General features: G+C 57.6%; 20 protein-coding genes and 1 pseudogene. All 21 read right to left on the reverse strand.

Annotated elements, in window-relative coordinates; all coding sequences use genetic code 11:
• Positions 1-4: 4 nt before the first annotated feature.
• Complete coding sequence (tssA, locus tag GWQ27_RS15150; protein ID WP_275907685.1) at positions 5-1,450, reverse strand: type VI secretion system protein TssA; 1,446 nt, start codon at positions 1,448-1,450, stop codon at positions 5-7.
• A gap of 8 nt (positions 1,451-1,458) precedes the next feature.
• Complete coding sequence (gene vasI / locus GWQ27_RS15155; protein WP_159166145.1) at positions 1,459-2,064, reverse strand: type VI secretion system-associated protein VasI; 606 nt, start codon at positions 2,062-2,064, stop codon at positions 1,459-1,461.
• Positions 2,064-3,602: a sigma-54 dependent transcriptional regulator gene (locus GWQ27_RS15160; protein WP_275907686.1), complete on the reverse strand. Its 1,539-nt coding sequence runs from the start codon at positions 3,600-3,602 to the stop codon at positions 2,064-2,066. Before GWQ27_RS15160 ends, vasI begins: the two co-directional genes overlap by 1 nt.
• Positions 3,603-3,604: 2 nt before the next feature.
• On the reverse strand, positions 3,605-6,247 hold the full coding sequence (gene tssH, locus GWQ27_RS15165) for a type VI secretion system ATPase TssH (RefSeq protein WP_275907687.1): 2,643 nt from the start codon (positions 6,245-6,247) through the stop codon (positions 3,605-3,607).
• 21 nt (positions 6,248-6,268) lie between these two features.
• Positions 6,269-7,048 (reverse strand): type IVB secretion system protein IcmH/DotU, encoded by a 780-nt coding sequence (icmH, locus tag GWQ27_RS15170; RefSeq protein ID WP_181455262.1) that lies wholly within the window; start codon positions 7,046-7,048, stop codon positions 6,269-6,271.
• Positions 7,049-7,071: 23 nt separating this feature from the next.
• On the reverse strand, positions 7,072-8,406 hold the full coding sequence (gene tssK / locus GWQ27_RS15175) for a type VI secretion system baseplate subunit TssK (protein WP_275907688.1): 1,335 nt from the start codon (positions 8,404-8,406) through the stop codon (positions 7,072-7,074).
• 2 nt (positions 8,407-8,408) lie between these two features.
• Entirely contained in the window at positions 8,409-8,924 is a 516-nt protein-coding gene (gene tssJ, locus GWQ27_RS15180; protein WP_005310697.1) for a type VI secretion system lipoprotein TssJ, read from the reverse strand.
• Positions 8,924-10,159 carry a type VI secretion system-associated FHA domain protein TagH gene (gene tagH / locus GWQ27_RS15185; RefSeq protein ID WP_275907689.1) on the reverse strand — a complete coding sequence of 412 codons (1,236 nt, stop codon included), beginning with the start codon at positions 10,157-10,159 and terminating at the stop codon, positions 8,924-8,926. Before tagH ends, tssJ begins: the two co-directional genes overlap by 1 nt.
• A 40-nt stretch (positions 10,160-10,199) precedes the next feature.
• The gene (tssG, locus tag GWQ27_RS15190; RefSeq protein ID WP_275907690.1) at positions 10,200-11,198 is read right to left on the reverse strand and encodes a type VI secretion system baseplate subunit TssG; all 999 of its coding nucleotides are present in this window, start codon (positions 11,196-11,198) and stop codon (positions 10,200-10,202) included.
• Entirely contained in the window at positions 11,162-12,928 is a 1,767-nt protein-coding gene (gene tssF / locus GWQ27_RS15195) for a type VI secretion system baseplate subunit TssF (RefSeq protein WP_005310691.1), read from the reverse strand. The genes tssG and tssF overlap by 37 nt, the downstream gene beginning before the upstream one ends.
• A 3-nt stretch (positions 12,929-12,931) precedes the next feature.
• Positions 12,932-13,363, reverse strand: a complete 432-nt coding sequence (gene tssE, locus GWQ27_RS15200) for a type VI secretion system baseplate subunit TssE (protein ID WP_275907691.1) — start codon at positions 13,361-13,363, stop codon at positions 12,932-12,934.
• Positions 13,364-13,369: 6 nt separating this feature from the next.
• Entirely contained in the window at positions 13,370-14,848 is a 1,479-nt protein-coding gene (tssC, locus tag GWQ27_RS15205; protein ID WP_059112433.1) for a type VI secretion system contractile sheath large subunit, read from the reverse strand.
• Positions 14,849-14,885: 37 nt separating this feature from the next.
• Positions 14,886-15,389, reverse strand: a complete 504-nt coding sequence (gene tssB / locus GWQ27_RS15210) for a type VI secretion system contractile sheath small subunit (protein ID WP_005310687.1) — start codon at positions 15,387-15,389, stop codon at positions 14,886-14,888.
• Positions 15,390-16,092: 703 nt separating this feature from the next.
• Positions 16,093-17,361, reverse strand: coding sequence for an IS4 family transposase (locus GWQ27_RS15215; RefSeq protein ID WP_275907692.1), 1,269 nt, complete (start codon positions 17,359-17,361; stop codon positions 16,093-16,095).
• A 110-nt stretch (positions 17,362-17,471) separates the two neighbouring features.
• On the reverse strand, positions 17,472-18,842 hold the full coding sequence (locus tag GWQ27_RS15220) for a tetratricopeptide repeat protein (protein ID WP_275907693.1): 1,371 nt from the start codon (positions 18,840-18,842) through the stop codon (positions 17,472-17,474).
• Positions 18,843-19,100: 258 nt separating this feature from the next.
• On the reverse strand, positions 19,101-19,811 hold the full coding sequence (locus tag GWQ27_RS15225) for a DUF2931 family protein (RefSeq protein ID WP_275907694.1): 711 nt from the start codon (positions 19,809-19,811) through the stop codon (positions 19,101-19,103).
• Positions 19,811-21,745 carry a DUF2235 domain-containing protein gene (locus GWQ27_RS15230; protein ID WP_275907695.1) on the reverse strand — a complete coding sequence of 645 codons (1,935 nt, stop codon included), beginning with the start codon at positions 21,743-21,745 and terminating at the stop codon, positions 19,811-19,813. The genes GWQ27_RS15225 and GWQ27_RS15230 overlap by 1 nt, the downstream gene beginning before the upstream one ends.
• On the reverse strand, positions 21,745-22,536 hold the full coding sequence (locus GWQ27_RS15235) for a DUF4123 domain-containing protein (protein WP_275907696.1): 792 nt from the start codon (positions 22,534-22,536) through the stop codon (positions 21,745-21,747). Before GWQ27_RS15235 ends, GWQ27_RS15230 begins: the two co-directional genes overlap by 1 nt.
• Positions 22,536-24,578, reverse strand: a complete 2,043-nt coding sequence (tssI, locus tag GWQ27_RS15240) for a type VI secretion system tip protein TssI/VgrG (RefSeq protein WP_275907697.1) — start codon at positions 24,576-24,578, stop codon at positions 22,536-22,538. Before tssI ends, GWQ27_RS15235 begins: the two co-directional genes overlap by 1 nt.
• A 305-nt stretch (positions 24,579-24,883) precedes the next feature.
• Positions 24,884-25,402, reverse strand: a complete 519-nt coding sequence (gene hcp1, locus GWQ27_RS15245; RefSeq protein WP_021140316.1) for a type VI secretion system effector Hcp1 — start codon at positions 25,400-25,402, stop codon at positions 24,884-24,886.
• Between the two features lie 581 nt (positions 25,403-25,983).
• A pseudogene (locus tag GWQ27_RS15250) lies at positions 25,984-26,941 on the reverse strand (IS3 family transposase); the annotation flags it as partial.

Genomic DNA, 26,941 nt, shown 5'->3' on the forward strand with positions numbered 1-26,941 from the left:
GCACTTATTTCGACAACGGGGCCGCATGGCTTTCCAGGCGACTGACCAGCCCAGGCTCCCATTGCGCCAATCCCAGGCGACTTGCCTCTTGCCACAAGTGTTGATAGTGCTGGCTAGCCAGCGAACTCATGCCTTCCTGCGCCAACAGCTCCGCCTGCACCAACTGGGCATGGAAGCGGGCTCTTGGCTCTTTCAACTGCGCCATCCTTTCATCGAGCAGGGTGAGGGCCGCAGCCACCCCCAGCTCCCCATGACGCAGGGCAACCTCTTCGGCCAGACTGGACTCCCCGTCCCCACCTGCACCACCCACCTTGGCGGGCTGCAACCAGCGGCTGCACTCGGGTGACAGGAAGGGACTGCCATCGCTGAAGGTGAGATCCCGCAGCGCCGGCAGACGCTGCAAGAAACCATCCAGCTCCTGCATGATGGCCTGGGCAACGGTGCCAAACCCCAGCTTATGGGCCACTTCGGCCGAGAGCCGATGCCCCTCGAACCAGTAGGGCGCCAGGGTCAGGCTCTGTTCGATCCGCTGCCAGAGCGCCAGATCCGGCGCGGACCGCTCCAGTGTGGCCAGAGCGGCGCGGTACTCATCCACCATGTCCACCGACATGGGGGCCAGCTGGGTTTTATTGCCCTGAGCCGTCATGGGTGGCGTGGTGATCCCGGCCCAGATGGCGTGGCGACGCAGACGATAGCCCACCGCCGCTTCCGGCTGGCGCTCGATAAGCAACTCGGCCACCTTGAGCTGGGTCTGGCGCCAGGCACGATCGTTGGAGCTGTCAATCTCGACTCCGGAGCCCTTGCTGCTGCCACTGAGCACCATGGTTCCCGACATGCCGCTCGCGCTGGCGGTGGCAGCAACAGTGCTGCTTGAAGGTTGGCCACCTGCATCTGCCTGGGCCTGTGCAACCTGCTGGCGCTGGGCCCGTTTCAGCCCCATCAACAAGGGATCGAGCAGCTCGCCCTTGTCCGGGCACTGGGCCAGCCAGCAAGCCTCCAGCTGCTCGGCCTGGGCCAGCAGCTGGGCCAGTTCAGCCGGCGAGGCGCTCTCGCTCACTCGCGGCAAGGCCCCTTCAAAGCGTTTGACGATCTGTACCATCAGCCGCTGTTTCTGGCTGGTATTACCGGGCCAGGCTTGCAGCCAGTAGGCCCGGATCCAGGACTCCAGCAAACTGAGCGCAGCCCCCAGAGGGGTCGCTTTGGCCGGATGTTGCAGGCAGCGCAGCAGCTGGGCCAGCACCCGCATGTCCTTGGTACGACTCTCCAGCAAGCCAAGGCAGGCTTCGGCCACCGCATTGAGATCCACCTGGCTGTGGGCCAGAGAGCCCAGCTTGACCAGCTCAGTCTCCACGTAATCCCAGCGCGGCTCGTCGGCCAGCACGGCACCTTTTATCTGCTCTTCCGGCAAACTGGTGAGCAAGCGGGCACACCAAGGGTGTTGATAGCTCATGGCGCCCCCTACCAACGACACTGTTGGCGCAGGGGCTGCAGCGCCTCTTTCAGGCCGCTGAGATCGACCCGGAGCAAGGCACCGTTGTCGGCCTTCACCTGCAGCTCGCGATGACCTATCCAGCGCTTGAGCTCCTCGATGGCAGGCAAGCCACGGCCATATTCCAGCAGCAGGCCCTGATCCCGGATAAACCAGCTCTGGGCGTTGCGGCTGGGCTGGCCATCCAGTTCAATCTGTACCCGCTCACCAACCCAGGGGGCATCGAGCCTTAACCGGATATGGGTAATGCTGTCGACACAGCCTATGGCCAGGGTCGCCCCCCGCAAGGCTGGGCGAGTGAGGGTTTCGCTACCACGCCCCGCATCGCTTTGCAGCAGGAAGGGAGCACTCTCTGGCGTGCGGGCCTGCTCTTGTGTCCAGATGGCCTGCCAGGCGGCAGACTTGGAGGCTCCGCCCTCGCTCGTCTGGGTGAGGCCATTGCCGATGGCGTCATAGCAGGCCAGCCGGATCAGCGGCGATGGCTCGCGGCGACACGCCTGGAAACTGGCCATGTCTTGTGGGGGTAATGCGCTGCCGGTCGCCAGCAACAGGGGCAAAAGGCCAAGGGCGCTCATCAGTTCACCTCCAGTTTCTGGCACTTGTGATCCAGGGTGCGCTTGGGAATATTCAAACTCTCGGCCACCAGCATGCGATTGCCCTGGAAGTAACGCAGACGCGCCTCGATGACGGAAGCCTCGTACTGCTGCATGGCCCGGCGCAGATCCCGGATGTGGTTGTAATCATCCAGCGACCCGGGCAACTCGACGCAGACTCGCTCGCGCAGCTCGGGGGGCAGCGCCTCCAGTACCACCTCTTCCCCGTGACGGGTGTGGGCGCAGGCGACCTCCAGCAGATTGCGCAGCTCGCGCACGTTGCCGGGAAAGTCATAACTTTGCAGCTGCTTCAAGAACTTGCGCTGCAGCCCCGCCAGGGTCTTGCCATCCTGGGCGGCAAACTGGGCCATGAAGTGCTGGCACAGCAGGGGGATGTCATCCATGTGCTCCCGCAGGGGGGCGATGAGCAGCAGACACTGGCAGAGGCGGTGATAGAGATCGGCCCGGAACTGCCCCTCCTCCACATGCCGGGTGAGCGGCTGATGGGTTGCGGCGATGAGGCGAAAATCGGAGTGGCACTCCTGCTCTGCCCCGAGCGGCCGATAGCTGCGAGTCTCAAGCACCCGCAGCAGCTTGGCCTGCATGGCGGCGGGCATGTCGCCGACTTCATCCAGAAACAGGGTGCCGCCGTTGGCCTGGGCCACCAGCCCTGTCTTGTTGGACAGCGCGCCGGAGAAGGCCCCCTTCTGGTAACCGAACAGCTCGCTCTCGATGAGGTTCTCCGGAATGGCGGCGCAGTTGATGGCCACGAACGGCTTGGCGGCGCGATCCGAGCACTGGTGCACCAGCCGGGCGACCACCTCCTTGCCGCTGCCTGTCTCCCCCTGAATGAGCACGGTCAGCTTGTGCCGGCCCGCCAGGCTTATCTGCTCGCGCAGCCCGCGGATCACCGCCGACTGGCCGATCAATTGATCGCCCAGCAGCTTCTCATACTGGCGCTGGCGCTCTCCCTCCCCCTTCATCTGGCGCAAGGAGTCGCGCAGCACGCTCTGATCCCGGCGGCTAAGCCCCAGATCACGGATAAGGGTGAGCTGGTTGCAGAACACCTGTGACAACTGGGCAAGCTCAGGGCGGGCCGCCCACTCTTGCAGCACCTCACCGCTGTCCATCATGGCCAGCACGGCGAACGGCTTGCCGTTGCCATCATTGAGGGGAAAGGCATGCAGGCCGCACTGCTGGCCCAGATTGGCAAGCAAGGTACGAAACGCTGCATGCTCGATGCGGGCGCCGCCGTGCAGGGAGTCCCAGGTGCGGGACTGGGCCTTGTGCAGCACATAGGCGAGCGGATGGGAAAAATCATCCACCGCCAGCGCCAGCGACACCGCCTGCCCCTTGACCCAGCCGCTGCATTCGAGCTGGCGCCCGCTCACATCCAGCATGCCCAGCAGTATCCCCTTGGGCTGAAAGCTGGCATTGAGGGTCGAGGTCCACCAGTGACACAGGTGCTGCTCATCACGCTGCTGCGTCAAGGCGAGGGCAAATGCGAGGGCTTGTTCCATGTTCAGCCCTCCACCTCGGCCACGAACTGGCGCTCGCTCACAGAGAAACGCACCCGCTTGATGGGCTCACCGGCCGAGAGACGCTGCAGCAGTTGCAGGGAGACTGGCGGCAGCAGGGCACCGTCGATGACGGATTCCAGCATGCGGGCCCCGTTCTCGCTGCGATTGGCGCGGCGCAATATCTCCTCAGCCACCTCGTCCTCCAGCACCACCTCGGCACCGAAACGCTCCTTGAGCAGCTTGACCAGTCGGTTGAGTTTGCCGCCCACGATCTGCACCAGGGTGTCGTGACCCAGCGGCAGGTAGGGGATCACCTCCATCCGCGCCAGCAAGGCCGGCTTGAAGAAGGCGGCGAGCTCCGGATACAGCGCATTGAGCAGCTCGTCGGGCTGCTCGGCGTAATCGACTATGGTCTGGAAGCCGAGGTTGGAGGTGAGGAAGAAGACCACGTTCTTGCAGTCGATGATGCGCCCTTCCCCGTCGGCCAGCTCGCCCTTGTCGAACGCCTGATAGAAGAGGTTGAGCACGTCAGGATGGGCCTTCTCCACCTCGTCCAGCAGCACCACCGAATAGGGCTTCTGACGAATGGCTTCGGTCAGCACGCCCCCTTCGCCAAAGCCGACATAGCCGGGGGGCGAACCAATGAGGCGGGATACTGTGTGTTTTTCCTGGTACTCGGACATGTTGATGGTGGTCAGATACTGGCGACCGCCAAACATCAGCTCGGCAATCTGCAGCACGGTTTCGGTCTTGCCGACCCCGCTCGGTCCCACCAGCAGGAAGGCACCCAGCGGACGGCCCGGGCGGCGCAAGTCGGCGCGGGCCGTGAGCAGGTGTTTGTGCAGATGGGCTACCGCCACATCCTGCCCCTTGATAAGCTCGCCCAAGTACTCCGGCAGCCGGGTCACCACGTCCAGTTCCCCTTGCGAGATGCGATTGAGGGGCACTCCGGTCCACTCGGCGATCACCGCGGCGACCTGAGTCTTGTCGACATGGGCGGAGACCAGCACCTCACCCTGTTGCAGCTCGGCCAGCTCGAGCTCAAGCCCGGCAAGCTGCTCAGCGGCCGCTTGCGGATCGAGAGGCGCATCAGCGAGATCCAGCGCCTCTCTGGTCAGCATCTCATCCTGCTGATCGGCGAGCAGGGCGGCGCGCAGTTCAACGATCTGATGTACCAGCCCTTGTTGTTGTTGCCACTTGGCTTCCTGCTCGCGCAGGGCATCACGGCTGGTCTGCTGGGCAGACTGCAACTCGGCCAGTCGCTCTGTGTTGTCACCCAGCCCGATCAGGCTCTGGCGCTCCAGCTGGCGGATCTCCAGCTCACGCTGGCGTAACGCGTTTTGCAAATGACTGACTGCGCGCGGCGGCGTTGTCAAGTTGATGGCCACCCGGGCACAGGCGGTGTCGAGCACGTCGATCGCCTTGTCCGGCAACTGACGACCGGAGATGTAACGGGCAGAGAGCTGGGCGGCGGCTTGCAGCGCTTCTTCGTCGATCAGCACACCATGGGCCTTTTCGTAGATGGTGCGCAGGCCGCGCAGGATCACGGTAGCCTCATCGGCATTGGGCTCGCCCACCTTCACCAGCTGGAAGCGGCGCGAGAGGGCTGCGTCTTTTTCCACGTATTTCTTGTACTCGCCCCAGGTGGTGGCGGCTATGGTGCGCAGCTCGCCCCGGGCCAGCGCCGGCTTGATCAGGTTGGAGACATCCAGCCCACCGGCCTGATTGCCGGCACCGATCAGGGTGTGGGCCTCATCGATAAAGAGGATGACAGGACGCACCGCCTCCTTGACCTCCTGCATTACCCCCTTGAAGCGCTTCTCGAACTCTCCCTTGACCGACGCACCGGCCTGCATGGCACCAAGGTCGAGCGTCATCAACTCTACTTCACGCAATTTTTCAGGCACCTGATCCGCCACGATGCGCAGGGCCAGACCCTCGATCAGGGCGCTCTTGCCCACCCCGGCCTCCCCCACGACTATGGGGTTGTTCTTGCGACGCCGCGACAGGATGTCGATCATCAGATCGATCTCGTGATCCCGGCAAAGCACGGGATCCAGGCTGCCCTGGCGTGCCTGCTCGGTCACGTTGATGGTAAAGCGGGCCAGCAGGCTGGCATCAGCTGGCAGGGCAGCCTGGGCTGGGTGGCCACTGGCAGAGACGGTCACTTGTGTCTCGGCAGACTCTTTCACCCACTCGTCGAACTGCTGGCGCAGCAACTCGCGATTGATGTTGGCAAGCAAACGTGTCACCGACCCTGGCAGGTAACGCTGGGGTGTCATCAGCAGCACCAACAGCATGACGCCGCTGCGCAGTTGGCCATGTTGCAACTCGGCAGAGGCGAGCAGCCAGCTGTCTTGCAGCCACTCCACCAGGAGCGGCGAGAAGGAGGGGTAACCCTGGGCATAACCACTGTCTGCACCGGCAGGCTGGAGCAGGGTTTTGAGCTCGTCGACCCCGACATCGGCCCGCTTGAGGATCTGGCGTACATCAGACAAGGGGGTATCCAGCATCTTGAGCAGCAGGTGCTCGATGCGGATCTCCGCCCCCTGATGGTTGACGCAGAGGGCCGCAGCCTCCTCCAACATGTGACGACAGATGGGGTTGAGTCTTTCCACCAGTACGGGTAGCTCTATACGAATCAAGGCGTGCTCTCCTCAGAATAATTATTTTAATAATTCGCCCAGTTGACGCAGTACGTCCTGGGTCTGGTTATTGAGTTGGTGATGATAGAGGCCAAAGATAATGGCCAGGATCAGCGCGCCCCCCATGAACAGGCTGCGCAGGGAAATCTGCTTGCGCAGTCTGTAACGGGAAGCCTGACGACCGAGGTCGAGGTGAAAGACGCTGGGGGCTTCACCGCTTGTCTCGGGGGCCAGCTGCTTATGCAACTGTTTGACGATGCGCTCGAACTCGTCCCGCCCCTTGCTCATCACCTTGTAGCGCCCCTCGAAACCGAGACACAGGCACAGATAGATGAACTCCAGGATATCGCGATAACGCACCGGATCTTCCTGCAGACGGGCGAGCAGCACGAATACCTTCTCCCCGCCCCAGGTCTCGTTGTGAAAGCGCGTCAGCAAGGAGTGTTCCGACCATTCGCTCTGGCTACCCCAGTCGCGACCCATTACGGCCTCGTCGATGAAGGTGCAGAGGATGTAGCGAAACGACAACACCACACCGTTCTCGTAGCCCTGGGCCATCAGCTCCTGCTCTATGGCCTGGATCTCGGTCACCACCCGCTGATAGAGCTCCGGCACCCGGTCGTAGCGCGACAGCAGGCGCACCCGCTGCACCAGCCCCAGCAAGGGGGTTACCGCATCTATCATGGGGTTGATGCTCTGGCCGCGCAGGCGGAACCAGTAGTCCGAGTCCATGTCCAGCTGCTCGGCATGATCGAACAGCAGATCGCTGAGTTGCTCGTTCTTGATAATGTCCGTGGTCATCTCTGCTTGTTTCCTTGATGCGATCACTGGCTGCGAATGGCCCAGAGCTGCATGTCGAGCTCGGGGAAATCACCGGCAATGTGGAAGGCGAGCGTGTTGCTGACCGCCAGCATCTGCCAGGCCGGGCTTTGCCGATCGAGCTGGAAGTAGCTGTAACCGGCGTGATAGGGCAGCTGGCGCGGCGCTACCGGCAGCGGCAACAACGGAATGCCGGGCAGCTGCAGGCTGATGAGCTCGCGGATCTTGTCGCTGGAGGCAACCTTGGTCTGCTGCAGCAGTTGCTTGCGCAGCTGCTCCTGGGGCATGCGGGCACGCACCGCCAGCACGAAGTCGGCGCTTTGCATCAGCTCGCTCTCGTTGACCATGGCCACCATGACGCCGTACTGGTGCTTGCGCAGCTGGATGGAGACAGCCCGCGGCGACAGCACTGTACTGAGCGCCTGACGCAGGGCCAGCATCACAGGCTCGAAACTCACCTGCTGATCGTCGTGACGATAGGCAGGAAACTCGGGCGGCAGACGGGACTCATCGGTGAAGGTCATCAGCTCGCCACAGATCTGCACCAGGGCCTCGTGCAACCGTTCCGGATGCAGGGTGCCAAGACACGCCAGATGGGAAAGCTGGGGCTGAGCGCGGTTGAGCAGTTGCAACATCATGAACTCGGCCACATCGGCGACCCCCTGCTGACCCGGCGCGGCGATACGCTGGGAGAGGCTGCGAGCCCGCTCGGCCACGAGACCAGCCGACTCGCCGAGGAAGCGCTTGAGGGTCGGGATGGCAGAGACGCTGATGCTGCAGGGCATGAAGTTGGGATCCAGCACCAGACCACCGTCCGGACGCTTGTCCAGAATGCGAGCGATGGCGAGCGAGGCGTAGGCGCTGCGATCTTCGCGCTCCAGCATCAGCCGCAGGCTGACTCGCCCCACTTCCAGGGAGACAACATCTCCCCCTTCGCTGTGCAGATCGCGCACATCGTGGCGATGGGCCTGCAAGCGGGTCGCGACCTGACCGCCCTGATTGACTTCGTTGACCCCGTTCACCGAGAGCGGCAATGCCAGGTAAACCTTCTGGTTGGCGACCGAGGCGTCGGTAATTTCCAGGGGCGCCGGCAGCACATCGTCATTGGGAATATTGAAGACGGTGCCATCGGGCAGTATGCCGGTGGCACCTACCAGGGCGATACGGCCAAACCCCAGGTAGTCCTCGTTGATGGCCAGCGACTGCAAGCCATAGAAATAGTCGGAGAGCGCGCTCAGGCGAGCGTGCAGCGCATACTCTGAATGTCTTTGTTGTTGCTGGAAGTGCTGGGGCTTGATGAAGAGCCCCTCACGCCAGATAACCCGATTTCGACTCGACATGGTTATTCTTCTTCTTTTTGCAGTTCTACTTCATCCAGACGCAGATGAACCAGGATTTGATAGGCTCGCCCCATGCTCTTCACCTTGATGACCTTGCGCCACTCGGCGCTGTCAGGATCGGCATAACGGGCAATCACGCCGATGTAGCGGGTCTTCTCATCGAGCTTGATGGGCGGCAGATACTTGAACTGGCCCGGCAGCAGTGTGTAGTCCTGATGATCCAGGTAGTTCTTGCCAAGGGCCTTCTCCACATCCTCGGTCACCTGGTCGTAATCAGTGGCAAGCAGCTTGGAGTCTTCGGCCAGCAACACCACCTGGAACTCGATGGGTGCCGCCTCCCCGCTCTCGTTGGGATTGACATCCCGCTCGGCCAGCAGGCTCAGCCCCAGGGTGGTGGCTTGTTCATCATTGCTGCCCACCTGGATATCCGGGTCCATGGCCACATCGGCCATCTTGCCCATGGTGGTACAGCCTGCCAGGGCCAGCAGACAGGCCCCCAGCATCAGCGCACGTATCATCAAATCAGTCCCTGTTGCTGACGCACGGCCTGGTCGTATGCCTGGGCATAGACCTGATGGAACAGCTTGTCGAACCCCTGCTGACGGGCAGAAGTGAGCTCGCGGTAGTAGTGCTGGTACATGTTCCAGGCCCAGCCTTCGTCGGCCACACCGGGGGCGCCGGTACGGCGGTAGTGCTCGAAACGGCCAATCAGTGCCTCTGGCGAAAAGGCTTGCAATATGCTGTCCAGCGCCGCGCCAATGGCCTGCTGGTTCGCCACATGATGAATGCGCACATTACGCAGGCTCTCGGCCACGGCCGCAGGCGCCGTCAGGTGCACCGGACTCTTCTGCTCGGCAAACATCACCGCCAGGGTCTCGTCATAGTCGAGGCCAAGGCGCAGCGGGTTGTCTTCGATGGGACGCAGGTGCTTGTCTGCCAGCGCCGCCTGATCGGTTTGCAACTGCAGCAGTCCTTCCACCATGGCGCGCACCGTTTTGCCCATCTCTTCGAGCATGTCGTGAGCCTGCTGGGTATCCTGCAACTGCAGGGACTGACCCAGGCCGCGCATCAAGGGGGTCAGCGCCACGTGGTCCACCCCCTCCAGCGGAGGGTGGTAATCGGGGTGATTCTCTATGGTGGGCATATCCAGAAATTCTTGGTTCATGGTGTTCTCGACAGCAGAAAAAGGGGCGAGGGATACGGCATCCATATCCGGTTGTGAACGCAGTGGTGACGGCTGGCGGGGATCCACCAGCGGGGTCAGCACCGAGCGTTCATGTTGCAGTGCCAGCAAGGGGTCGACAGCGAGGGCGCGTGGATCCTCCATGGCTTGACCGGTCTCCTCCCCGGCAAGCCACTCATCGAGCTGCTCAGAGGGCCGGTTGCCCAGCACCTGGTGCAGGCTCTGCTCGGGGGAGATGGCCCCCAGATAGGCGCGCATCCGGAACGGACCGACGATCAGTTCGTCACCCTGCTCAAGGTGTACCTTGCGGGCCCGCCCTATGGGCGAGGTCGCGCCATTGATGTAGGTCTGACCGCTCAGATCGCACAGGCAGAAACGGCCATCGTTCAACTCGATCCGGGCGTGGGCTGGCATGACCGAGCCCAACCTGTCACGCAGTTGCCAATCATCCTGCTCTGAGGCACCCAGAGTGCCCCCCATCTCGTCGAAGCGGTACTGCACCTGCTGGCTGCCATCGAGCTGTTCGCTGTTGAGCACCACCAGGGAAAGTTGCTGATTAAAATCGTCCACATTCACTCCTGCACTGATTCCTACACCGAATTTTCTGCGTTTATTCCTGTACACAGATAGTCACAAACGGGTCGCTCGGCGGTTGGCCGAGAAAGGTACTCCACCCCAGGCGCGCGCTCTGCTCTTCCCCCAATCGCAACCCCCTGGCCTGCTCCTGGCCAAAGCCGAGTCGCAGATCCCAGGCCAATTGGTCGCGCAGGATGAAGGAGACAAAGGTCACCAGCGCATGGAAGTGTTCCCCGTTCGGGAGAAAACCGAGAAACTGGCCAAAACTCAGGTTGTTGATCTTCAATAAAAACTTGCCCGCACAATCGTTCACCTTGTCACCGATGACGAAGTCGCCGCCCAAAGTGGCGCAAGCACCGCCCAGCCGGTTTTGCTGATCCTGATGGATGGGCACCTTGCGCCATTGCCAGGCACTCACTTCCACATCCGCCAGATCGAAACAGTGCGCCACCAGACCGGCCACCACCTCGGGCGAGCGGCTGGGGCTGGCCAACATGCCTGCATAAGAGAGCATCTTGGCGCGATTGACCGGCAGGCTCTGGCAGACGGCCTCATTGCCCAGCCCCACCAGGGCAAACATCAGGCGGGAGAAACCATCCTCGCCGTTGTCCTGAAAGCGCACGTGATAGCGATACTTGCGCCAGATCCTGTGCAGCAGCGTCAGCAGGCGGTGGTGAAAGAAGTCCAGAAACAACCCGAGCTTCTGCTCCCCTTGCGCGTACTCCCACGCCAACGAATCCAAGTAATAACCTGGCATGGGTGACTGGCTGCCGTGCAAGCCGAGAAACGCCACCTCAAGCTCATGGCGCCCCTTGCCATCGCGACCCACCTGCAATACATCGCTGGTGGGAAAACCCAGAGACGCGGTCGCCTTGAAGCGGATATTTTCGGCACTCGGCAAATGGTCGAGGCCGCGCTCCTGATCGGCACCGTCCAGCCGGTTGAGCAGTTCAACCAGCTGGAAGAAATTGAAACGGGGCGCGTCCCTGGTGGCGGTCACATCAGGGAGTGCTGACCGATCTGGACTGGCCATTGATAGCGCTCCTTGTTGTCGAGATTGACCACCTCCAGCAGGTGGAAGGCATTGACGCTGGCATACAGGGAGAAAAAGTGAGCCAGCACGGTACTGAAGAGATAGAGCTCCCCTTCGCTGCCAAAGGCGGACTGGCGAATGGAGAGTACCGACTTGAGCCCCCGCACCGGCATGCCGCGCACCAGCCTGTCCACCGGTTTGGTCTCGATCTCCTCGATCCCCGCCAGTCGCTTGCGCGATGCCTGTTCAGCCTGCTTGTCATGGAGTGCGGGGAAGTCATAGGTGCGCAGCACTTGTACCAGGGCATCCCGACGCAGCAGAGAGACATAGTTGAGCGACAGATTGGAGATGAGGGTCCAGTGCAGACTGCCATCCAGCGCCGGACGCAGCGGCCGGGTCGGCCGGATCAGGTTGCGAAAGGTGGCAAAGGAAGGCGAGCTGCCGGTGGGCACACAAATACTGCCAGCCTTGAGACGGGCAGCTCGAGAGCGGTTGGTGCACGTCAGCGTGACCGAAATGGATTCGTCCAGCTCGACCGTGGTGGTCTCATCCCCGCGTACAAACGAGAGGTTGTGCTCGAAGCCATCGCCACTGACCGACTCTTTGACCCGCACCCGGTAATAGAGTGCCAACCTGTGCTTGGCCCGTTCGATCTGGTGCTGAAAACTTTCAAACGGCTGGTAGATACGCGGCGTACCGCGGGAGCGACCCAGGTTGCCTTCCACCCAGCCCTCGACCTGATCCACCGAGAAGATTTCGAAACTGTCCGCATGGCGATAACTCGCCTTGAGAGGATATTCAGCCTGACGGCCATTGAGGTTGACCGGCTCACTGTCGTGCTGGAACAGGTTGATGGCCGGCACACAGTTGAGCATGAAGGAGTCGGGCCGGATCTTGAGCTCCGCAGGCAAGGGCCTGTCGAAACAGAAATGGAGCTTGAATTCGCTCACCGGCAAGGGTTGTTTCGGCCAGTCGCCGCCGCTGAGTTCAAAGAAGAGGAAGCTTTCCGGGAAGCAGAAATACTCCTGCAAGATCCGGTAGCCGGAATAGACATTGTTCGGATAAGGCAGGAGCGCGTCGTCGCGCTCGAAACCGACCGATTTCAGGGCCTTGGCTTCCTGGCGAAAGCGCTTGCCATCGATCTCCAGCTCGATATGGGAGAGCTGGTTGGCGAGCCAGAAGTAGAGCTCATAGGCGGTATAGCTGTCGCCACCGAGGAAGAAACGCAGCTTGTCCAGCTGCAACTCGCAGAGCGGCAAGGGAGCATGCAGGGCAATATCCAGCGAGATGGTGGAGAGATCGTTACCACTTTGCGCCGAGATATGGCGGATATCTGCCGGATAAACCCAGGCATCGTGACAGGTCTGAAAGTGACAGGTCACCTCGTCGATGGGCAGGCTGTCGAGCTGACACCCCTGCTTGACCAGCGCCGGTTGAGCGATGGCCCCCGGAATAACCGAAAACTGCATTATGGTCATGCTGGGTACGGGGCGCAGATAGTTGGGCCAGAGCATATTGAGCAGACCATGGGTCAGCTCGGGAAACTCATCCTCGATCTTGGCGCGCAGATTGCCGGTGAGAAACGCGAAGCCTTCCAGCAGGCGCTCCACATCCGGATCGGTATTTTGCTCCGACAGGAAACGGGTGAGCTCGGGATAGGTATCGGCAAATTCACGCCCTTGCAGGCGCAAAAAAGCCAATTCATCCCTGAAGTAATGTTCCAGCGACATTGATCAGACCATGCGGTAGTGACGGTGACTGTCCATATGGACGTTGAACGAGGTGACCTGCTCGATATGCTCCAGCCTCACGTGGGCCGTCACCTGAAACGACATCTCAAGCGGACTCGCCTGATAGTCGGGTGACCGTACATCCACATGAATGATCCGAGGTTCATAACGACGGATGCACTGCCGGATCGCCTCACGGATCCGCCCCTTTATATCCGCACTGCCCTGAGTGGCGTCATTTAGATCAATGACACCCAGATCGGGCGCGCTGCGGCAATTTCCGGGACGGGTATTGAGGATCTGGTCAAGCTGCCGTTTGACAGATGCGATCAGTTCCTCAGACTCCGTGCGGGGGGAAGAGCTCAGCCCCTCCCCCCGGATACGATCAAACAGACTGGCCGCATTTCCTCTATCCCAGGAAGAGAGATACGGCATCGGGCATTATTCCTTGTCCAGTCGACCTACCAGAGACAACTCGAAGCTGGCTCCCATGTACTTGAAGTGCGGACGCACAGCCATGGCAACCTGGTACCAACCCGGCTCCCCTTCCACGTCCAGCACCTTGATCTGGGCGGCACGCAATGGGCGACGGCTCCGAACGTCTGCCGGCGGATTCTCCTGATCGGCGACGTACTGCTTGATCCAGCCGTTCAGTTCACGCTCCAGATCCTGACGCTCCTTCCAGGAGCCGATCTGCTCGCGTTGCAGCACTTTGATGTAGTGCGCCAGGCGGTTGATGATGAACATGTAGGGCAGCTGGGTACCCAGCTTGTAGTTGGTCTCAGCCTCTTTCCCTTCCTTGGTATTGGGGAACACCTTGGGTTTTTGCACCGAGTTGGCGGAGAAGAAGGCTGCATTGTCGCTGTCTTTACGCATGGTCAGGGTGATAAAGCCCTCTTCTGACAGCTCATATTCGCGACGGTCGGTGATCAGTACCTCGGTCGGTATCTTGGCCTGCAGCTGCCCCATGGCCTCGTAGACATGTACCGGCAGATCGTGGATAGCACCACCGCTCTGCGGACCGATAATATTCGGGCACCAACGATACTTGGCAAAGCTGTCGGTCAGGGAGGTACCCATCAGATACGCCGTATTGCCCCACAGGTAGTGGTCGTGATCCGAACTGATGTCTTCCTGATAGTTGAAGCCCTTGATGGGATTCTCGGTCGGATCATAGGGCAGACGGGCCAGGAAACGCGGTGCGGTCAGCCCCAGATAGCGGGCATCTTCCGATTCACGCAGCGAACGCCACTTGGTGTACGACGGCCCTTCGAACACCGACTTGAGATCCTTGATGGACGGCAGGTCGGTAAAGCTGTCGACCCCAAAGAAGGCCGGTGCGACAGAGGAGATAAAAGGAGCGTGGGCCATGGCCCCCACTGCACTGACATACTGCATCAACTTGATGTCGGGTGAGCTGTGGGTAAAGGCATAGTCACCGATCACGGCACCGACGGGCTGGCCACCGAACTGGCCATAACCAGTGGAATATACGTGCTTGTAGAGGCCGGACTGGGTGATCTCGGGGGAGAATTCGAAATCTTCCAGCAACTCTTCCTTGGTCGCATGCAGCACCTGGATCTTGATGTTTTCACGAAAATCGGTGCGATCCACCAGCAACTTGAGTGAACGCCAGGAAGATTCCATCTCCTGCAATTCTTTGGCGTGCAGGATGACGTCCATCTGTTTGCTCAGCTTCTTGTCGAGTTCGACAATCATGCTGTCTACCAGCGCCTTGTTGACCGGCTCCGCGCTGGTTCCGTTGTCCAAAATGTTGGCAATCAGGGCGGCGACGCCTTGTTTGGCAACACTGTAACCCTCATCGACCGGGCTGATACGTGCCTGTGCCATGATTTCGTCCAGCAAGGACGAGGAGGCTACACTCGCCCCCGCTTGAACCTGTTCTTCGACCAAAGACATGTTTTTTCCTTTCTCGTCAATCAATCCAACCAACCGATCACTCGGCAGGCTTAATCAAATCCAGCTCCTTGAGCAGTTGCTCACGAGCCTCATCACTGGACAGCAGATCCTGCAAACGATTGCGGAAGGAGGGAATATTTCCCAGCGGTCCCTTCAGCGCAACCAGGGCCTCACGCAGTTCCAGCAGCTTGCGCAGCTCGGGTACCTGCTGGGCCACGCTGTCAGGTGTGAAGTCTTCCAGAGACTGGATCTTGATCGAAACCGGCATCTCGTCCTGGCTGTTCTCCTCCAGGCGATTGGGAACGGAAAACTTCAGTTCCAGTGCGGATTCTTTCATGACAGAAGAGAAATTATTCTTGTCGATGGAGACGGTTTGACGTTCCTCGATAGGCGTTTCTTCAGTACGTCCCTTCATATTGCCGACGACCATCATGGTCAACGGAAGCTCTATTTCCGCCTGCTGACCACCGGTTGCCGGTACATATTTGATATTGATACGTTCTTTGGGCGCAACAGTGGCGCCATCAATTCCTTTTCCCATGCTCTAAATACCAAGTTAAGGGTCAACAAAGACCCTAAAGCTTATAGCCAACGCCCTTACCAGCAACTGTAAGAAATGACAGTTGACAGTACCATCGGTAGACCTGATGGAGGGTTCGTCAGCCGACGATGCACTTTTGATACATGTCAAGCCGAAGCTATAATAATCAAAAACGCAGTATGCATCTTGTTATCTATACAACCCGATCATGCCTCTACTCTTTGTTAGAGGTCATATTAGCTTAAGAGCCATTTTCGCCGCATGGTATATGCGAGCATTACAGAAAGTCAATCAACTCTTTATTAAAGACATTTTAAATAATAGAATAACAACCAAAAAACAATGGGTTACATAGAGACTCAAACTTTCAACCACTCACATCGATAGTTGTTTTATTAAGTAGGCTTAAAAGTAAATCAAGACACCCTCTACTACTTGCCGAAAGAACCATTTTATTATCCCACCCCTGTATAGTTAGCACATCGACGACAGAATCAGACGCACAAAAATCAGGAATTGTGTAACAAGAGATTATTTTTCGAACAAAAAACTTCATCATATTGAAAAGTATAGAGGTTAATGAGCATTGACTTGTTGAAAACAATGTTGGCCTAAACCATGCCGAATACGTTGTTTGTTTATGCAGAAATGTATTATAAAATCATGAGAAATCTATTTTTATTGTTAACTCATGTACAGGACCTTAAGCGGCGAGTCCATTTAAAACGCCTTCCAAGGTCCTGTTCTGTATCGATTTTCTCTGCTTGGTTCTGCAAGCGTTCTTGGCCAAATAATCGGCAGTCCATTCCAGTCTTTCCCTTATTTCTGTCAGTGCCCTATGGGCCACTGCTTCCAATAGCGGCAGCCACCACGTCGCACTGTTCTTCGACGCTTTCAGCATCGATAGCTTCCCTGTCATCACACTCTGCGCGACCCATCTTTTCATCACCAGCGACAGCAGGCTCGTCCATACCAATCCCTCGGCTATTGCTTTCTCCCCCGTCACAAACCCCTTGAGTCGGTTGTGCGATTTCCACTCTTTAAATAACAACTCCACCTGCCAACGGCAGCGATACAGGCTCATCACCTGCTCTGCTGACCATGCCGCTCGCGGCAGGTTGGTCATCCACAAGCAGAACCGCTTTTCCTCGGCAAACCAGCGCCGGATCAACCGGTACTCGACCTGGCCGGACTTCACCACCATATCCAGTACCTCGGCCCGACAGCGTCGCCGCCCGGCCTCTTTCAGTGACAGCCCCGCCAGTTTGGGCACTTCCCGTCCATCACCGCGCCAGGCTTGGATTATCTTGGGGTTCAGGCTTTGCGTTCCTCTCACCAGATAAAATCCGCCAGCGTCGTTCACTTGTTCAAACCAAGCCCTGTCAATGTAACCTGCATCAGCCAGCAGCAGGCAGTTGGCCAGCTTGTGGGCTTCAGGTAGAAATTGCCGCTCCCCTGCGGTATCGGCAGACACACTCATGCACAGCGGGCTCTGCTCCGACAAAGACATGGTCATATGGCACTCGATAGCCGCCGGACTGATGGTCTTGAACCGGCCAGGAAAGTCAGCCGCCAGACACCGGTGCACCGCAAAGGAGGTGCCATCGTGCAGTAACACCTGCTTGAACGCGCCGAGGGAAGCCGCTTTGAGTTGATGGTCGATACGCAAGGCGATGGCCCTTTCGACCAGGGCTTTCATAAATAGGGCAAAGCTCTCTTTGCGCAGCTGATTGTGAAATGGTTTGTAGGAAACCTGATGGGTGTTCACCAGTTGCAAGGCATTGAAATGGCGGTGTAAACCGGTAATGTCATTGACCTGGTCGCCTCCCATGGCCCGCAGCAGTGTAGGGACGAGCATGGCAGGGGTAATGGCGCGCTGACGCAGACAAAATTTGCAGAGCCGAGCAATGCGCTCGAGTGCGGCGGGAGCCAGGAGTTGCTCCAGATAGTAATTAGCATTGATAATGGTCATAGGCTTCGCGCGTGTTGATTTTGTTTGGCGATAAAATCAGATCACAAACGAAGCCTTTTTTATATCTATTTCAATTGGTTGCCGCTAAAGATCCTGTACATGATTGTTAACTAACTCTCCAACCTATTCACTTGAGCAAGCGTTACAAACCAGTGCTGCGCCAGTTTCTGACCGGTACTCTTCTCTTTTTCTGTCATCCCCTTTTCCAGCTCATCGCGAGCCTTGGTTGCATCACTATTACCATCCGTTGCAGCAAGCAAGTACCACGCATAAGCATGCAATCTATTGCGTGGTGCTCCCCACCCTTGCTCACGCATTATCCCCATACGATATTGCGCGTTTCTGTGATTGGCATTGGCTGCCAGTCGATACTGCTGCAGTGCCTGACTGTAATCCTCCTTGCCGCCCAACCCCAGTCGTAGCATCTCGGCATAAGCGTACCGGGCATCGACATTGCCTTGTTGGGCTGCCTGCGCAAAACTCTGACGGGCTGAGGTCAACTCCCCCCGTTCTTGTTGCAGCTCAGCCAATGCAACTTGTGCCTGACTGAACCCTCCCTGGGCCGCCAGCGTCAACCAATGCTCACGTGAAACAACATCGGTCTGCAGCAAGCTCAACTGATATTCAGCCTCATGGGAACCACGACCAGCCGCCAGCTCCAGCCAATATCGGCCCAGCGCAAGATCCTGCGCTACTCGATCGCCGGCCTGATAGGCCAATCCCAACCACAACTGGGCAGGCGCAGAACCCGCGTTAGCAGCACGCTGATAGGCAGTAAATGCCTCTGCCGAACTTGCCTGGCGAGCAAGCACCAGCAAGGCGTCCGGTTGCTGCTGGGCGGCAGCCTTCTCAAACCAGCGCTGGGCAATATCGGAGCGCTTGTTTACCCCCTTTCCCTGCTCGTAACGCAGCCCGAGTTGGTACTGAGCGTCACGATTGCCCTGCTCGGCCGCTTTTTCCAGCCATTTGATGGCCTCTGTATCGGCACCGGACTGCTTGGCATACCACTGCCCCAGGATCAGTTGCGCTTGAGCATGATCCTGTTTGGCCGCCTGTTGGAACCAGTCGAGACACTCGCTGACCAATTTGCCTTTATGGTGGAGCTGGCAATCCATCCCCAGCTGATAACTGGCCTCACGATTACCCAGTTTGGCCGCACGTTGCCACCAGTCATTGGCCAACGTTGGGCTCTTCGGCTCACCCAGGCCGGACTGATACCAGCGACCCACCTGCAACGCCGCTTCACCACGAATATCGCTATCCGCCGCCAAGGGGCCCGATTGCTGAGCCGCCTGCTTCATCCAGCGCATCGCCTCGGGATAATCAGGCTTGGCCACCAAACGCTTGGCCAGTTCATACTGGGCTTTGCCATTGCCCTGCTGGGCTGTTTGAGATAGCTCTGACTCAGTGAGTGATGTAGTTGTGGTACAAGCGGTTAACCAGCTGCTCGCCAGTGCAAGCCATAAAGCACGGTATGTCATGAGAAAAATCTACGCTGATAGAAGTTGAAGATGAGTAGATGCCATATTACTGGCAGCTCCGTTATGCTACGTGACCACCTGATAGGCATAAAGCTGATGCCGCACCGTCCCTGACTATTAGCCTTGCCTATCAGAAGGCACCGATACTCTCTGCCAATTCTGCAGCCATGACATGGCCGTTATCACGATGGCAGGTCAGATACTGGGCCAACCAGTGTTGGTACTGCTTCATTGATACCTCTTAAACCACTATCCAAATTAATCGACCGGGTTGGTATCCGTCTTAGGCTGTGCTGCGCGGTAAGCGTCCATGATAGGGACCCAGTCCATGCCCATTGGAATTGGGTACTGTTGGTAGGCTGCACCATATTTTTGATAAAACTCGTCAAACCCGTATTGCTTGCTCAAGGGAACTCGCTTGTCATAATAATCATCGGTTACTTCATGGGCTAAACCCCTAACAAGCAGAATGTCTGGTTTGACGTTGTATTGTGTAAGGAACACCTCGACATAACCGCCCGGAGCCATCCCTACGGCAATGACATTACGCTGCGTTTCTTCGCGTTTTTTGCCATTTGAGATGAAGTAACGCTGGGCCATCTGAGTGCCAATGTCTACAGGTAGTTTCAGGGTAATACCATAGCGCTTTTTATCATGGTACGAGACCCACTCTATTTGTACTTCATTGGGTATCGGTTGATTTTCAGCACTCCTTCCCTTGCCGATGGTCCAACTGTAGTCTTTGTCCCTCAATGACTCCTTGCTAACCGATGATACCGCCCCATTTGATGAGCCATGAATAGGTTTTCCATCTCGATAAAAATTGGCTTTGCTGCTCCAAATTTCATCCGCATTGGTACCCACCATATAACGCCAGTCCATAGTGTTTTGGCTATTGGCTATACCTTTGCTGCTGCACCCAAGTAGAGCCATAACCAGTAGTGACAAGCCGATCCAACGGAATTTCATTATCCCCCCTCCTGGTTAGTGTAAATATGACGCGCTTCTTTGCCTCGGTGGTGATGTGGCCTATTCACCAATCCTGTATCAGCGCTGTGATGAAGATATTCAAAACGCAGTTGGCGGTAGGCCTCTGCATCGAGTTGCTTAGTTAAATCCTTGGACACCCCCCGCTCTTTGGCGGCATTGACCCAGAGCATATCAAGTTTGGCCAGATCGGTACGAGGGAGTTTAGGTGCACCACTTTCCAACATGAGCGCCCGTTCATCTGGTTTCCATGTGATAAATGGCACTCCAACATCCTGAGCTGCTGTGACCATCATGTGAAGTGGAATGCGCGAGTATTCACCTTCGACTACGCGATTGAGCAGCACTTCAACCTCGACACTCATTTTATCTGTCTTGGGATGTCGGCTGCTCCTCACTCGCAAGCTGACCTTATTCCTCACCGGAGCACTCGTCACATTAGGTAAGTCAACAACCTCGTTACCCCACCCCTTTACCACCTGCTCTTCGGCATACTGCCTAGCTCGTCGATAGGCGCTGCTATCTTTAGGGTCATATGTCATAGCAGATGCTTCACTTCTACAAACCTTGATGGAGACTTGCTCTGTAATCGCGGGATCGCTATTGGGATTGCTCAAACTCCATCGGCTGTAGTAACCACCACCCACATCAGAGTGAGATCCTGGAATGAGCACCTCAGTAAAATTGGGTGCAATCTGGTTACCAGCAACATCATCAGTGATCCGGGTCAAGGCAAAGAAATAGCGCCACTCATCGGCTGCAATGAGATGGACTACCCGTTCGGCACAGTCGGGGGCTAACGTTACGTTTCGCTTATTGAACATTGCAGTACAAACGGTATCGAACAAGCCGACAAATTTAATACGGCAATCCTCACGATTAGCCCAGTCAAAGCCTGCTTTTAGCTTGATGGTACTCTCATTTCCGATAGCGTCAGCCAAGAGATGGTTTGCTTGTTGATCGAGCATGTTGACAAATTGCCGAGCAGCCGAGGCACCTCGGCTAAAACCAAATACATCAAAGTTGATCTTGTGAATACAGTCGAGGGTATTGAGCGTTGGGCCTAATTGTAGTTTGAGTTCCTCGACAATCTTGGTTTTACAGGCCTTCTCAACTTTGGCCAGACTTGAGGTGCTCCCAGTATCGGCACCCTGTCCAGCTCCGGTGTCACCATCCCCATCCTCAGTGCCGATGCCATCAATATAAACCGCAACACTAAGAGCACCTTTATTGCGGCGAATGTATAAATCATGGGCCTTACCAATATTGGTAACATCATTTGCTTGGCTTGCAACCTTTAGAGGGACATCCCCCGCCTCGCACTGTTTGCGCAGTGCTTCTCGTTCTTCAGGAGCAGCGCATTGTTCCAAAAATGTCTCTATTCCATCCTTGCCAATCAAATGGTTAAAGGTGTTGTTCGAGGTACCATCGAAGAAGACGCCAATCCGCAAGATATTGAGCTGATAACCTTTCACCTCGATCACGTAGGACTCGTCAGTGAGCAGACGAGCTGGCTGCGCCTGGCCACGCTTGTGACCTTCCGGCAACGGCTGCTCTGGATCGGTTTGGCACAGATCCCCAGTAGTCAGCTTGACGTGTTTACGTTTCACATCCTTATGGCCAATAAATTTATCGGTGTAGGTTGGAACCTTGCTTGCTTCTCCCTCCTTTAGCTTTTCCCGGCTCTGTGCCGCTTTAAGCCAAGGCTGGTTCTCAATGGTCAGGGTAACCTCACCAACGGCAAAGCCTTGCACCAAGGTGGGGCCATCCTTGAGGGTGACGGTTTTCACTTGGCCGGTTTCATCTTTCAGCGTGGCCTTGAGGCCCTTGAACGATTGGTTCTGTTCATCACGAACATCAATCTCAATCCACCGTTCATACTTCTCGCAGAGTAAACAATGTGCACTTACAGACATCAGTGAGTTCCTATCAAATCGGTGTGTTTGCCGAGCCAATGGGCGACTTGCATGAATTCATCGTCGGTGAGCATCAAGGGATCACGTATGCTGCCCAGCGTAAAATCGGCTTGCAGCGCCAGGGCTCCAGCGATGACACCCTCGCGCACATCCTCAACCAACCCATCTCGATTCGCTTGCTGCAACGTGTACAGGATCACCGGTTTAGGATTGGGGTGGGCTCTCATCACCTTCTCTATTCGTTGCCAGAAATGGCGGCGCAGTATGTCGGCATGACGGGACTCGTCATACAGGCCGGCCAGCTGGTGCTCCCGGATATGGAACCACGGTATTTCACTCGCTGGTACCCAGATGAAATCTTGGCTTTGCGTGACACACTGCCCTTCGATCATTAACTGCTGGCAGGGGCCAAGCAGTGCATCGCGCTCTCCGGGCGTCATTGCGGTGAGCATTGGTAGCAAGATGCGATGATCGGCATAGCGAAACCACACGGCCTCGCCGTCATAAATGGCGCTGTTCAGGCTCTGCCAGTGACGCTGCATTACTTCTTTCGAGGCGCGACTACGGCAGTAAAAGCCGCTGAGTGTGGGGTGTGCCTCAACAAAAGCCAGCGAGGGAGTAGGTAGCAGCCAAGGACCGTGTTCGGCTTGCGCTGAAAAGTCTGTCCCGGCAAACAGTGGGTAGGCATCATTTCCGCCCAGCTCATAGAAATGCGCAATCAAGGAGGGGTCTGCCGCCGCATCAATGACGGCATACAGCGACCCTTCTTCGCGCCATTGTTGCAATACCATCAGCTACCCCCTTGGTCTGCTAGCGGGCAAGGTTTTGCCATCGGCATCATGGACTCTATGGTTTTCTGAATACCAAGCGCAGTTATCGTAGCCGGTGGCGCCACAGGCACTTCAACACCGCCTGGCAAGCCGGGCATCTGACCCGCCCATCCCGACCCCGAACCGGCACTGCCACCCGAGTTCATCTTGATGGTGGGGCCGACCAGAGTAACGCCGCCACCATCGACCTTGATAAAACAGCCGCCCACCTTGACGGTGATCTCAGATCCCGCTTCCAATACCACTTTGGCGCCGGCCTTGACGTGCACTTCCTGCCCTGCCTGGGTGAGCCAGCTCTGCCCCAGCTTCTGATGCATGGATGCATCGACTGTGAGGGAATAGTCCGCCTTGACCTGGTCCCGCTTTTCTCCTTCCACGCTCAAATGGTCGTTGGCCTTGATCCGGGTCACCCGCTCATTGTCGATATCCCTATGCTCATCATGCTTGATGTGCCAGGCCGCATCATTTTCGATGAGCACGTTCAGGTCTTTCTGACCGTGGATGTAAATCTCTTCCTGCCCCGCCTGGTCTTCAAAACGCAGTTCGTTGAACCCTTCGCCCTGGTGGGTCTCGGTGCGCAGCACGGTACGGGTCTTGTTGGCAGGCAAGTCGTAGGGCGGCCTGTTGGTGACGTGGAAGGTGCGGCCGGTCACGATGGGCTGGTCGGGGTCCCCTTCCAGGAAACTCACGATAACTTCATGGCCGATGCGCGGAATCGCCATCATGCCGTACTGGCCACCCGCCCAGCCCTGACTGACACGCACCCAGCAGGAGCTCTGGTCGTTGGAGCTGCCATATCTGTCCCACGGGAATTGCAGTTTCACCCGACCGTGTTCGTCGCAGTAAATCTCCTCCCCCTCGGGGCCCACCACGATGGCAATCTGTGGACCGTCCACCATGGGCTTGTGCGGCGCTTGTGGGCTGCCAATACGGGCACGCCAGGTGGTCGCAGCTTTGACCACCCCAAACTCGTTGTGGTAGACGGTCGGGCCGCTACCCCCCTCCTCTTCCAGCGCCTGTGGCTGCAAGCCGGTGTGGCTGATGCGCACGATTTGCCAGTCGGCATTGAGGCTGCCGTTCGGGTGCTCGGTCAGCGAAAAAAATTGGCCCGGCAGCAATGCTGCACTGTTGGATTTGCCGCTGCCCGCCACGGCGTCATTGCGCAGCGCATCGAGTCGGTGCTGGGCAAACGCCTTGCCGCTGCCGTCCTGCTTGTAGCGACCGGGAAAATCAAAGTGCTGATAGGTATCGCGCTGGTGCTCCAGCTCGCTGCCCTGCTTTTTGTGGGAGAGTCCGTAGGCCGGCGTCTTGAAGCTGTAGTCCTTGAGCTCTACATCAGAGGTGCGCACCGCCTCGCGGTAGTGGAACTGACGTACATAAGGGCCTTGTTCCAGCGAGCGGTTGCCGAGATTGAAAAAGAGCTCGGGGCCGGCTGTCAACGCAGCCGCATCGTCAGCAAACACGATGCGGTGTTTGCCCGCGTCGAATTCATGGAAATAGAAGACCCCCTCTTCGGCGGCAAGGCGGTTGACAAAATCGAGGTCGCTCTCGCGATACTGGACGCAGTATTCGCGCTGAGCATGCTCGTTCTTCAGCGCAAAGGCGTAATCGGTAATGCCGTGCTCTTGCAGCAGGATGGAGAGGATTTCATCGGGTTTCTGCGCCTGGAAGATGCGGGAATTATGACGCAGCGAAAGCCGCCACAACGCCGGCTGCACCAGCAGCTGGTAGCGGGTACGGCGAAAACCGCTGTCCCCTTGCGCAAAGTCACTGACCACACCACACACCCGCCGCTGCAACTCGCCGTTGTACCAGACCAGGAGCTCACACGGCTGGTCCAATACATCGGCAAAGTCGACGTCAGGCTCTGGGCTCGCCAATTCTAACCGCAACTGGAACGGGCTGTTCAGCGCCTCTTCCAGCGCAAACTCGGCCACCACGAAAGTGCTCTCGGGCAGCGCCCCTACCTTGACGGTAAATTGTAATCCTGTGCTGTCTGCCATCGGTGAGCGCCTCTGAGATATGGTACAGCCCCGTACATTCGGGGGCTTTTCAAGCTGTGTGAGAGATCCGCCATCGCCCTGGTTTTTCTGACACCATGGCTACCGCACGCCCTTGACGGCGTGCGACAAGACGTGAATTCGGTTTTTTTCTTGTACCCACTCGCAAAGAGCAAACGGGTACAAGAAAAAATCGGGGTGGTGCAGAACGGGGGAGTAGAAGACAGTCGGCGAGATATCCTCAAATGGATGCTCGTCAATCGCGCAGATAGCAAAGGGCACCGCAAGCAGTGCCCCTTTGTATCAACTTACGCTTCGCTGGGTGCGCGCCAGTCGTCAGAGCCGGAGGTACCGGCAACTGTGTGTTCCCAGTCAATCTTGCGATAGGCCAGAGAGACCTGGATCAGCTGGGTGAAGTCAGACTTCGCCGGGTCCTGGCAGTGGGGCATCTGGCAGTCGATATCGACGATGGTGGCATCGGTCAGCACGGTAGAGAAAAAGTGCTCCTGCTTGCCTTCCACGGAAGTGCGATACCACTTCAGGGTCACTTTCGGCAGCATTTCACCGGAGGCCAAGGCGTTGTACATCAGCGGTACGGCCTTGTTCAGGGCAACGGTGAATTTGAACGGCTTGTGGACACGCTGACCAGCCGGTTGACCGGATTGCGGGTCAGTCGGTACGGTCACAACGTGTTGGAACTCTTGTACCAGCATCTCGTCTTCGTGACCTTGCACGAAGATGTTGCCGACGGAATCGGAGGTGAAGGCACTCGCGGTGATGTTGCCCTGGGTTTTACCTTCGATGCTGATATAACATGGAGTTGGCATGGGTATGCTCCTGATTGGTTGAACGATAATGACACTCGACCGAAACCATTAGCAGTGACCATGCCAAACATTTTTATTTATAAAAAACAAATACTTAATAAAAACTCAGTTCTAAATCCTCCCCAAAAGAGCGCAACAAGTTGCGCAGCTGGCATATAACACTACCAAAAGTTGCACACCCAGTATTTAAAACCAAAATTAAAGCAATGCCTTGCTCATAATGATACTTAACCCCGTTAGGCAAGTAACAGCGTCTTGTGGCTGACCTTCCCACTGAGCTAGAGCAGTAGGCTGAGGTAATCCACTGATGACGCATACGAACAAGGTTCTGGCAATCATGACGACCAGATCACCCGATGCGATCAGAGTAATGAAGAGGCTGGGCGAATAGCTGAACCGATATAGGGTCGAATGGCCGCCATGGAAAAACAAAACCCCCGGACAATCAGATTGCCCGGGGGTTTGCTGCATGTCAGTGATAACGAGATCTGTACACATATCACGTTCGAACCGGGCAGTCCGTCAAACGGGCTGTCTAGTCCTGAAATAGGTTTACACATTTTCGGCTAGCATTTCTCCACTCAGAACCCCCGATGCACTGCATCGGGGGTTCTGTATTTCAACGCATGATGCGGCCGCTCCACGTTGTAGATATCCACCGCCTCACGCACCATCTCCCGCGCTTGCGCCAGGTCCTGTGGGCTTTGCAACAACAACTCTCCTTTCAAAATCCCGTTCACCCGCTCCGCCAACGCATTCTGGTAGCAGTCATACCCATCGGTCATCGAACATCTCACCCCGTACCGTTCATGCAATGACTGATACAGCCCCGAGCAATACTGCACGCCGCGGTCTGAGTGATGGATAAGCTTCCCGCTGCTACGCCGTTGCTTCAGCGCTTTCTTAAACGCCATCGCCACCGACTCGGCGTGCATACTTTCGTGCACGTGATGGCCCACTATCTTGCGTGAGTAAGCATCCGTCACCAGGCTCAGGTACAGTGGCCCACTCCTGGCTGGCAGATAGGTGATGTCGGCGACCCAGACTTGCTCCGGGGCTACCGGTGTGACCTGCTCCGGCCCCACCTTGAGCAAGTTGGGATGACGGTAGAAACGGTGAAAACTGTGGGTGGTCTTGTGATACGCTCGCCTGGGCGGCACCAGCAGGCGATGCTCGGCCAATATCCGAAACAGCCTGTCCCGCCCGACCTTGAGCCACACATCATCCTGACCCTGGAGCAGATAATGCAGCTTGCGGGTGCCGACCCGCGGTTGTCGCAGCCGTACCTGACGCACGAAGCGCACCACCTGCTGCCCCTGTGCATGGCGCTCGTCGGCAACCCGATTGCGCTTGTAGTAAGCCTGACGGCTTATTCCCAGAAACAGGCAAGCCCTGACGATGGTCAGCCTCTCGACTTGCCGCTGCGAGAGGACTTGCCGGGTCGCTTTTTTACGATGGAGACGCCGTAGTCGTTCTTCAGCACATCGACGACGGCCTCAAAGAACTGGGCCTTCTGGCTCATCAGCGCCAACTGCTGCT

Source organism: Aeromonas sp. 5HA1 (genome assembly GCF_029237245.1).
In the GTDB taxonomy this organism is placed as follows: Bacteria; Pseudomonadota; Gammaproteobacteria; order Enterobacterales; family Aeromonadaceae; genus Aeromonas; species Aeromonas salmonicida.

Coding starts and splice junctions, on each gene's coding strand:
- tssA (WP_275907685.1), bottom strand. CDS start 1,450: ATGAGCTATCAACACCCTTGGTGTGCCCGCTTGCTCACCAGTTTGCCG.
- GWQ27_RS15215 (WP_275907692.1), bottom strand. CDS start 17,361: ATGACCATTATCAATGCTAATTACTATCTGGAGCAACTCCTGGCTCCC.
- tssK (WP_275907688.1), bottom strand. CDS start 8,406: ATGTCGAGTCGAAATCGGGTTATCTGGCGTGAGGGGCTCTTCATCAAG.
- tssE (WP_275907691.1), bottom strand. CDS start 13,363: ATGCCGTATCTCTCTTCCTGGGATAGAGGAAATGCGGCCAGTCTGTTT.
- GWQ27_RS15235 (WP_275907696.1), bottom strand. CDS start 22,536: ATGGTATTGCAACAATGGCGCGAAGAAGGGTCGCTGTATGCCGTCATT.
- tssB (WP_005310687.1), bottom strand. CDS start 15,389: ATGGGAAAAGGAATTGATGGCGCCACTGTTGCGCCCAAAGAACGTATC.
- GWQ27_RS15220 (WP_275907693.1), bottom strand. CDS start 18,842: ATGACATACCGTGCTTTATGGCTTGCACTGGCGAGCAGCTGGTTAACC.
- tssJ (WP_005310697.1), bottom strand. CDS start 8,924: ATGATACGTGCGCTGATGCTGGGGGCCTGTCTGCTGGCCCTGGCAGGC.
- vasI (WP_159166145.1), bottom strand. CDS start 2,064: ATGAGCGCCCTTGGCCTTTTGCCCCTGTTGCTGGCGACCGGCAGCGCA.
- hcp1 (WP_021140316.1), bottom strand. CDS start 25,402: ATGCCAACTCCATGTTATATCAGCATCGAAGGTAAAACCCAGGGCAAC.
- tssC (WP_059112433.1), bottom strand. CDS start 14,848: ATGTCTTTGGTCGAAGAACAGGTTCAAGCGGGGGCGAGTGTAGCCTCC.
- GWQ27_RS15160 (WP_275907686.1), bottom strand. CDS start 3,602: ATGGAACAAGCCCTCGCATTTGCCCTCGCCTTGACGCAGCAGCGTGAT.
- icmH (WP_181455262.1), bottom strand. CDS start 7,048: ATGACCACGGACATTATCAAGAACGAGCAACTCAGCGATCTGCTGTTC.
- tssG (WP_275907690.1), bottom strand. CDS start 11,198: ATGGCCAGTCCAGATCGGTCAGCACTCCCTGATGTGACCGCCACCAGG.
- tssF (WP_005310691.1), bottom strand. CDS start 12,928: ATGTCGCTGGAACATTACTTCAGGGATGAATTGGCTTTTTTGCGCCTG.
- tssI (WP_275907697.1), bottom strand. CDS start 24,578: ATGGCAGACAGCACAGGATTACAATTTACCGTCAAGGTAGGGGCGCTG.
- GWQ27_RS15225 (WP_275907694.1), bottom strand. CDS start 19,811: ATGAAATTCCGTTGGATCGGCTTGTCACTACTGGTTATGGCTCTACTT.
- GWQ27_RS15230 (WP_275907695.1), bottom strand. CDS start 21,745: ATGTCTGTAAGTGCACATTGTTTACTCTGCGAGAAGTATGAACGGTGG.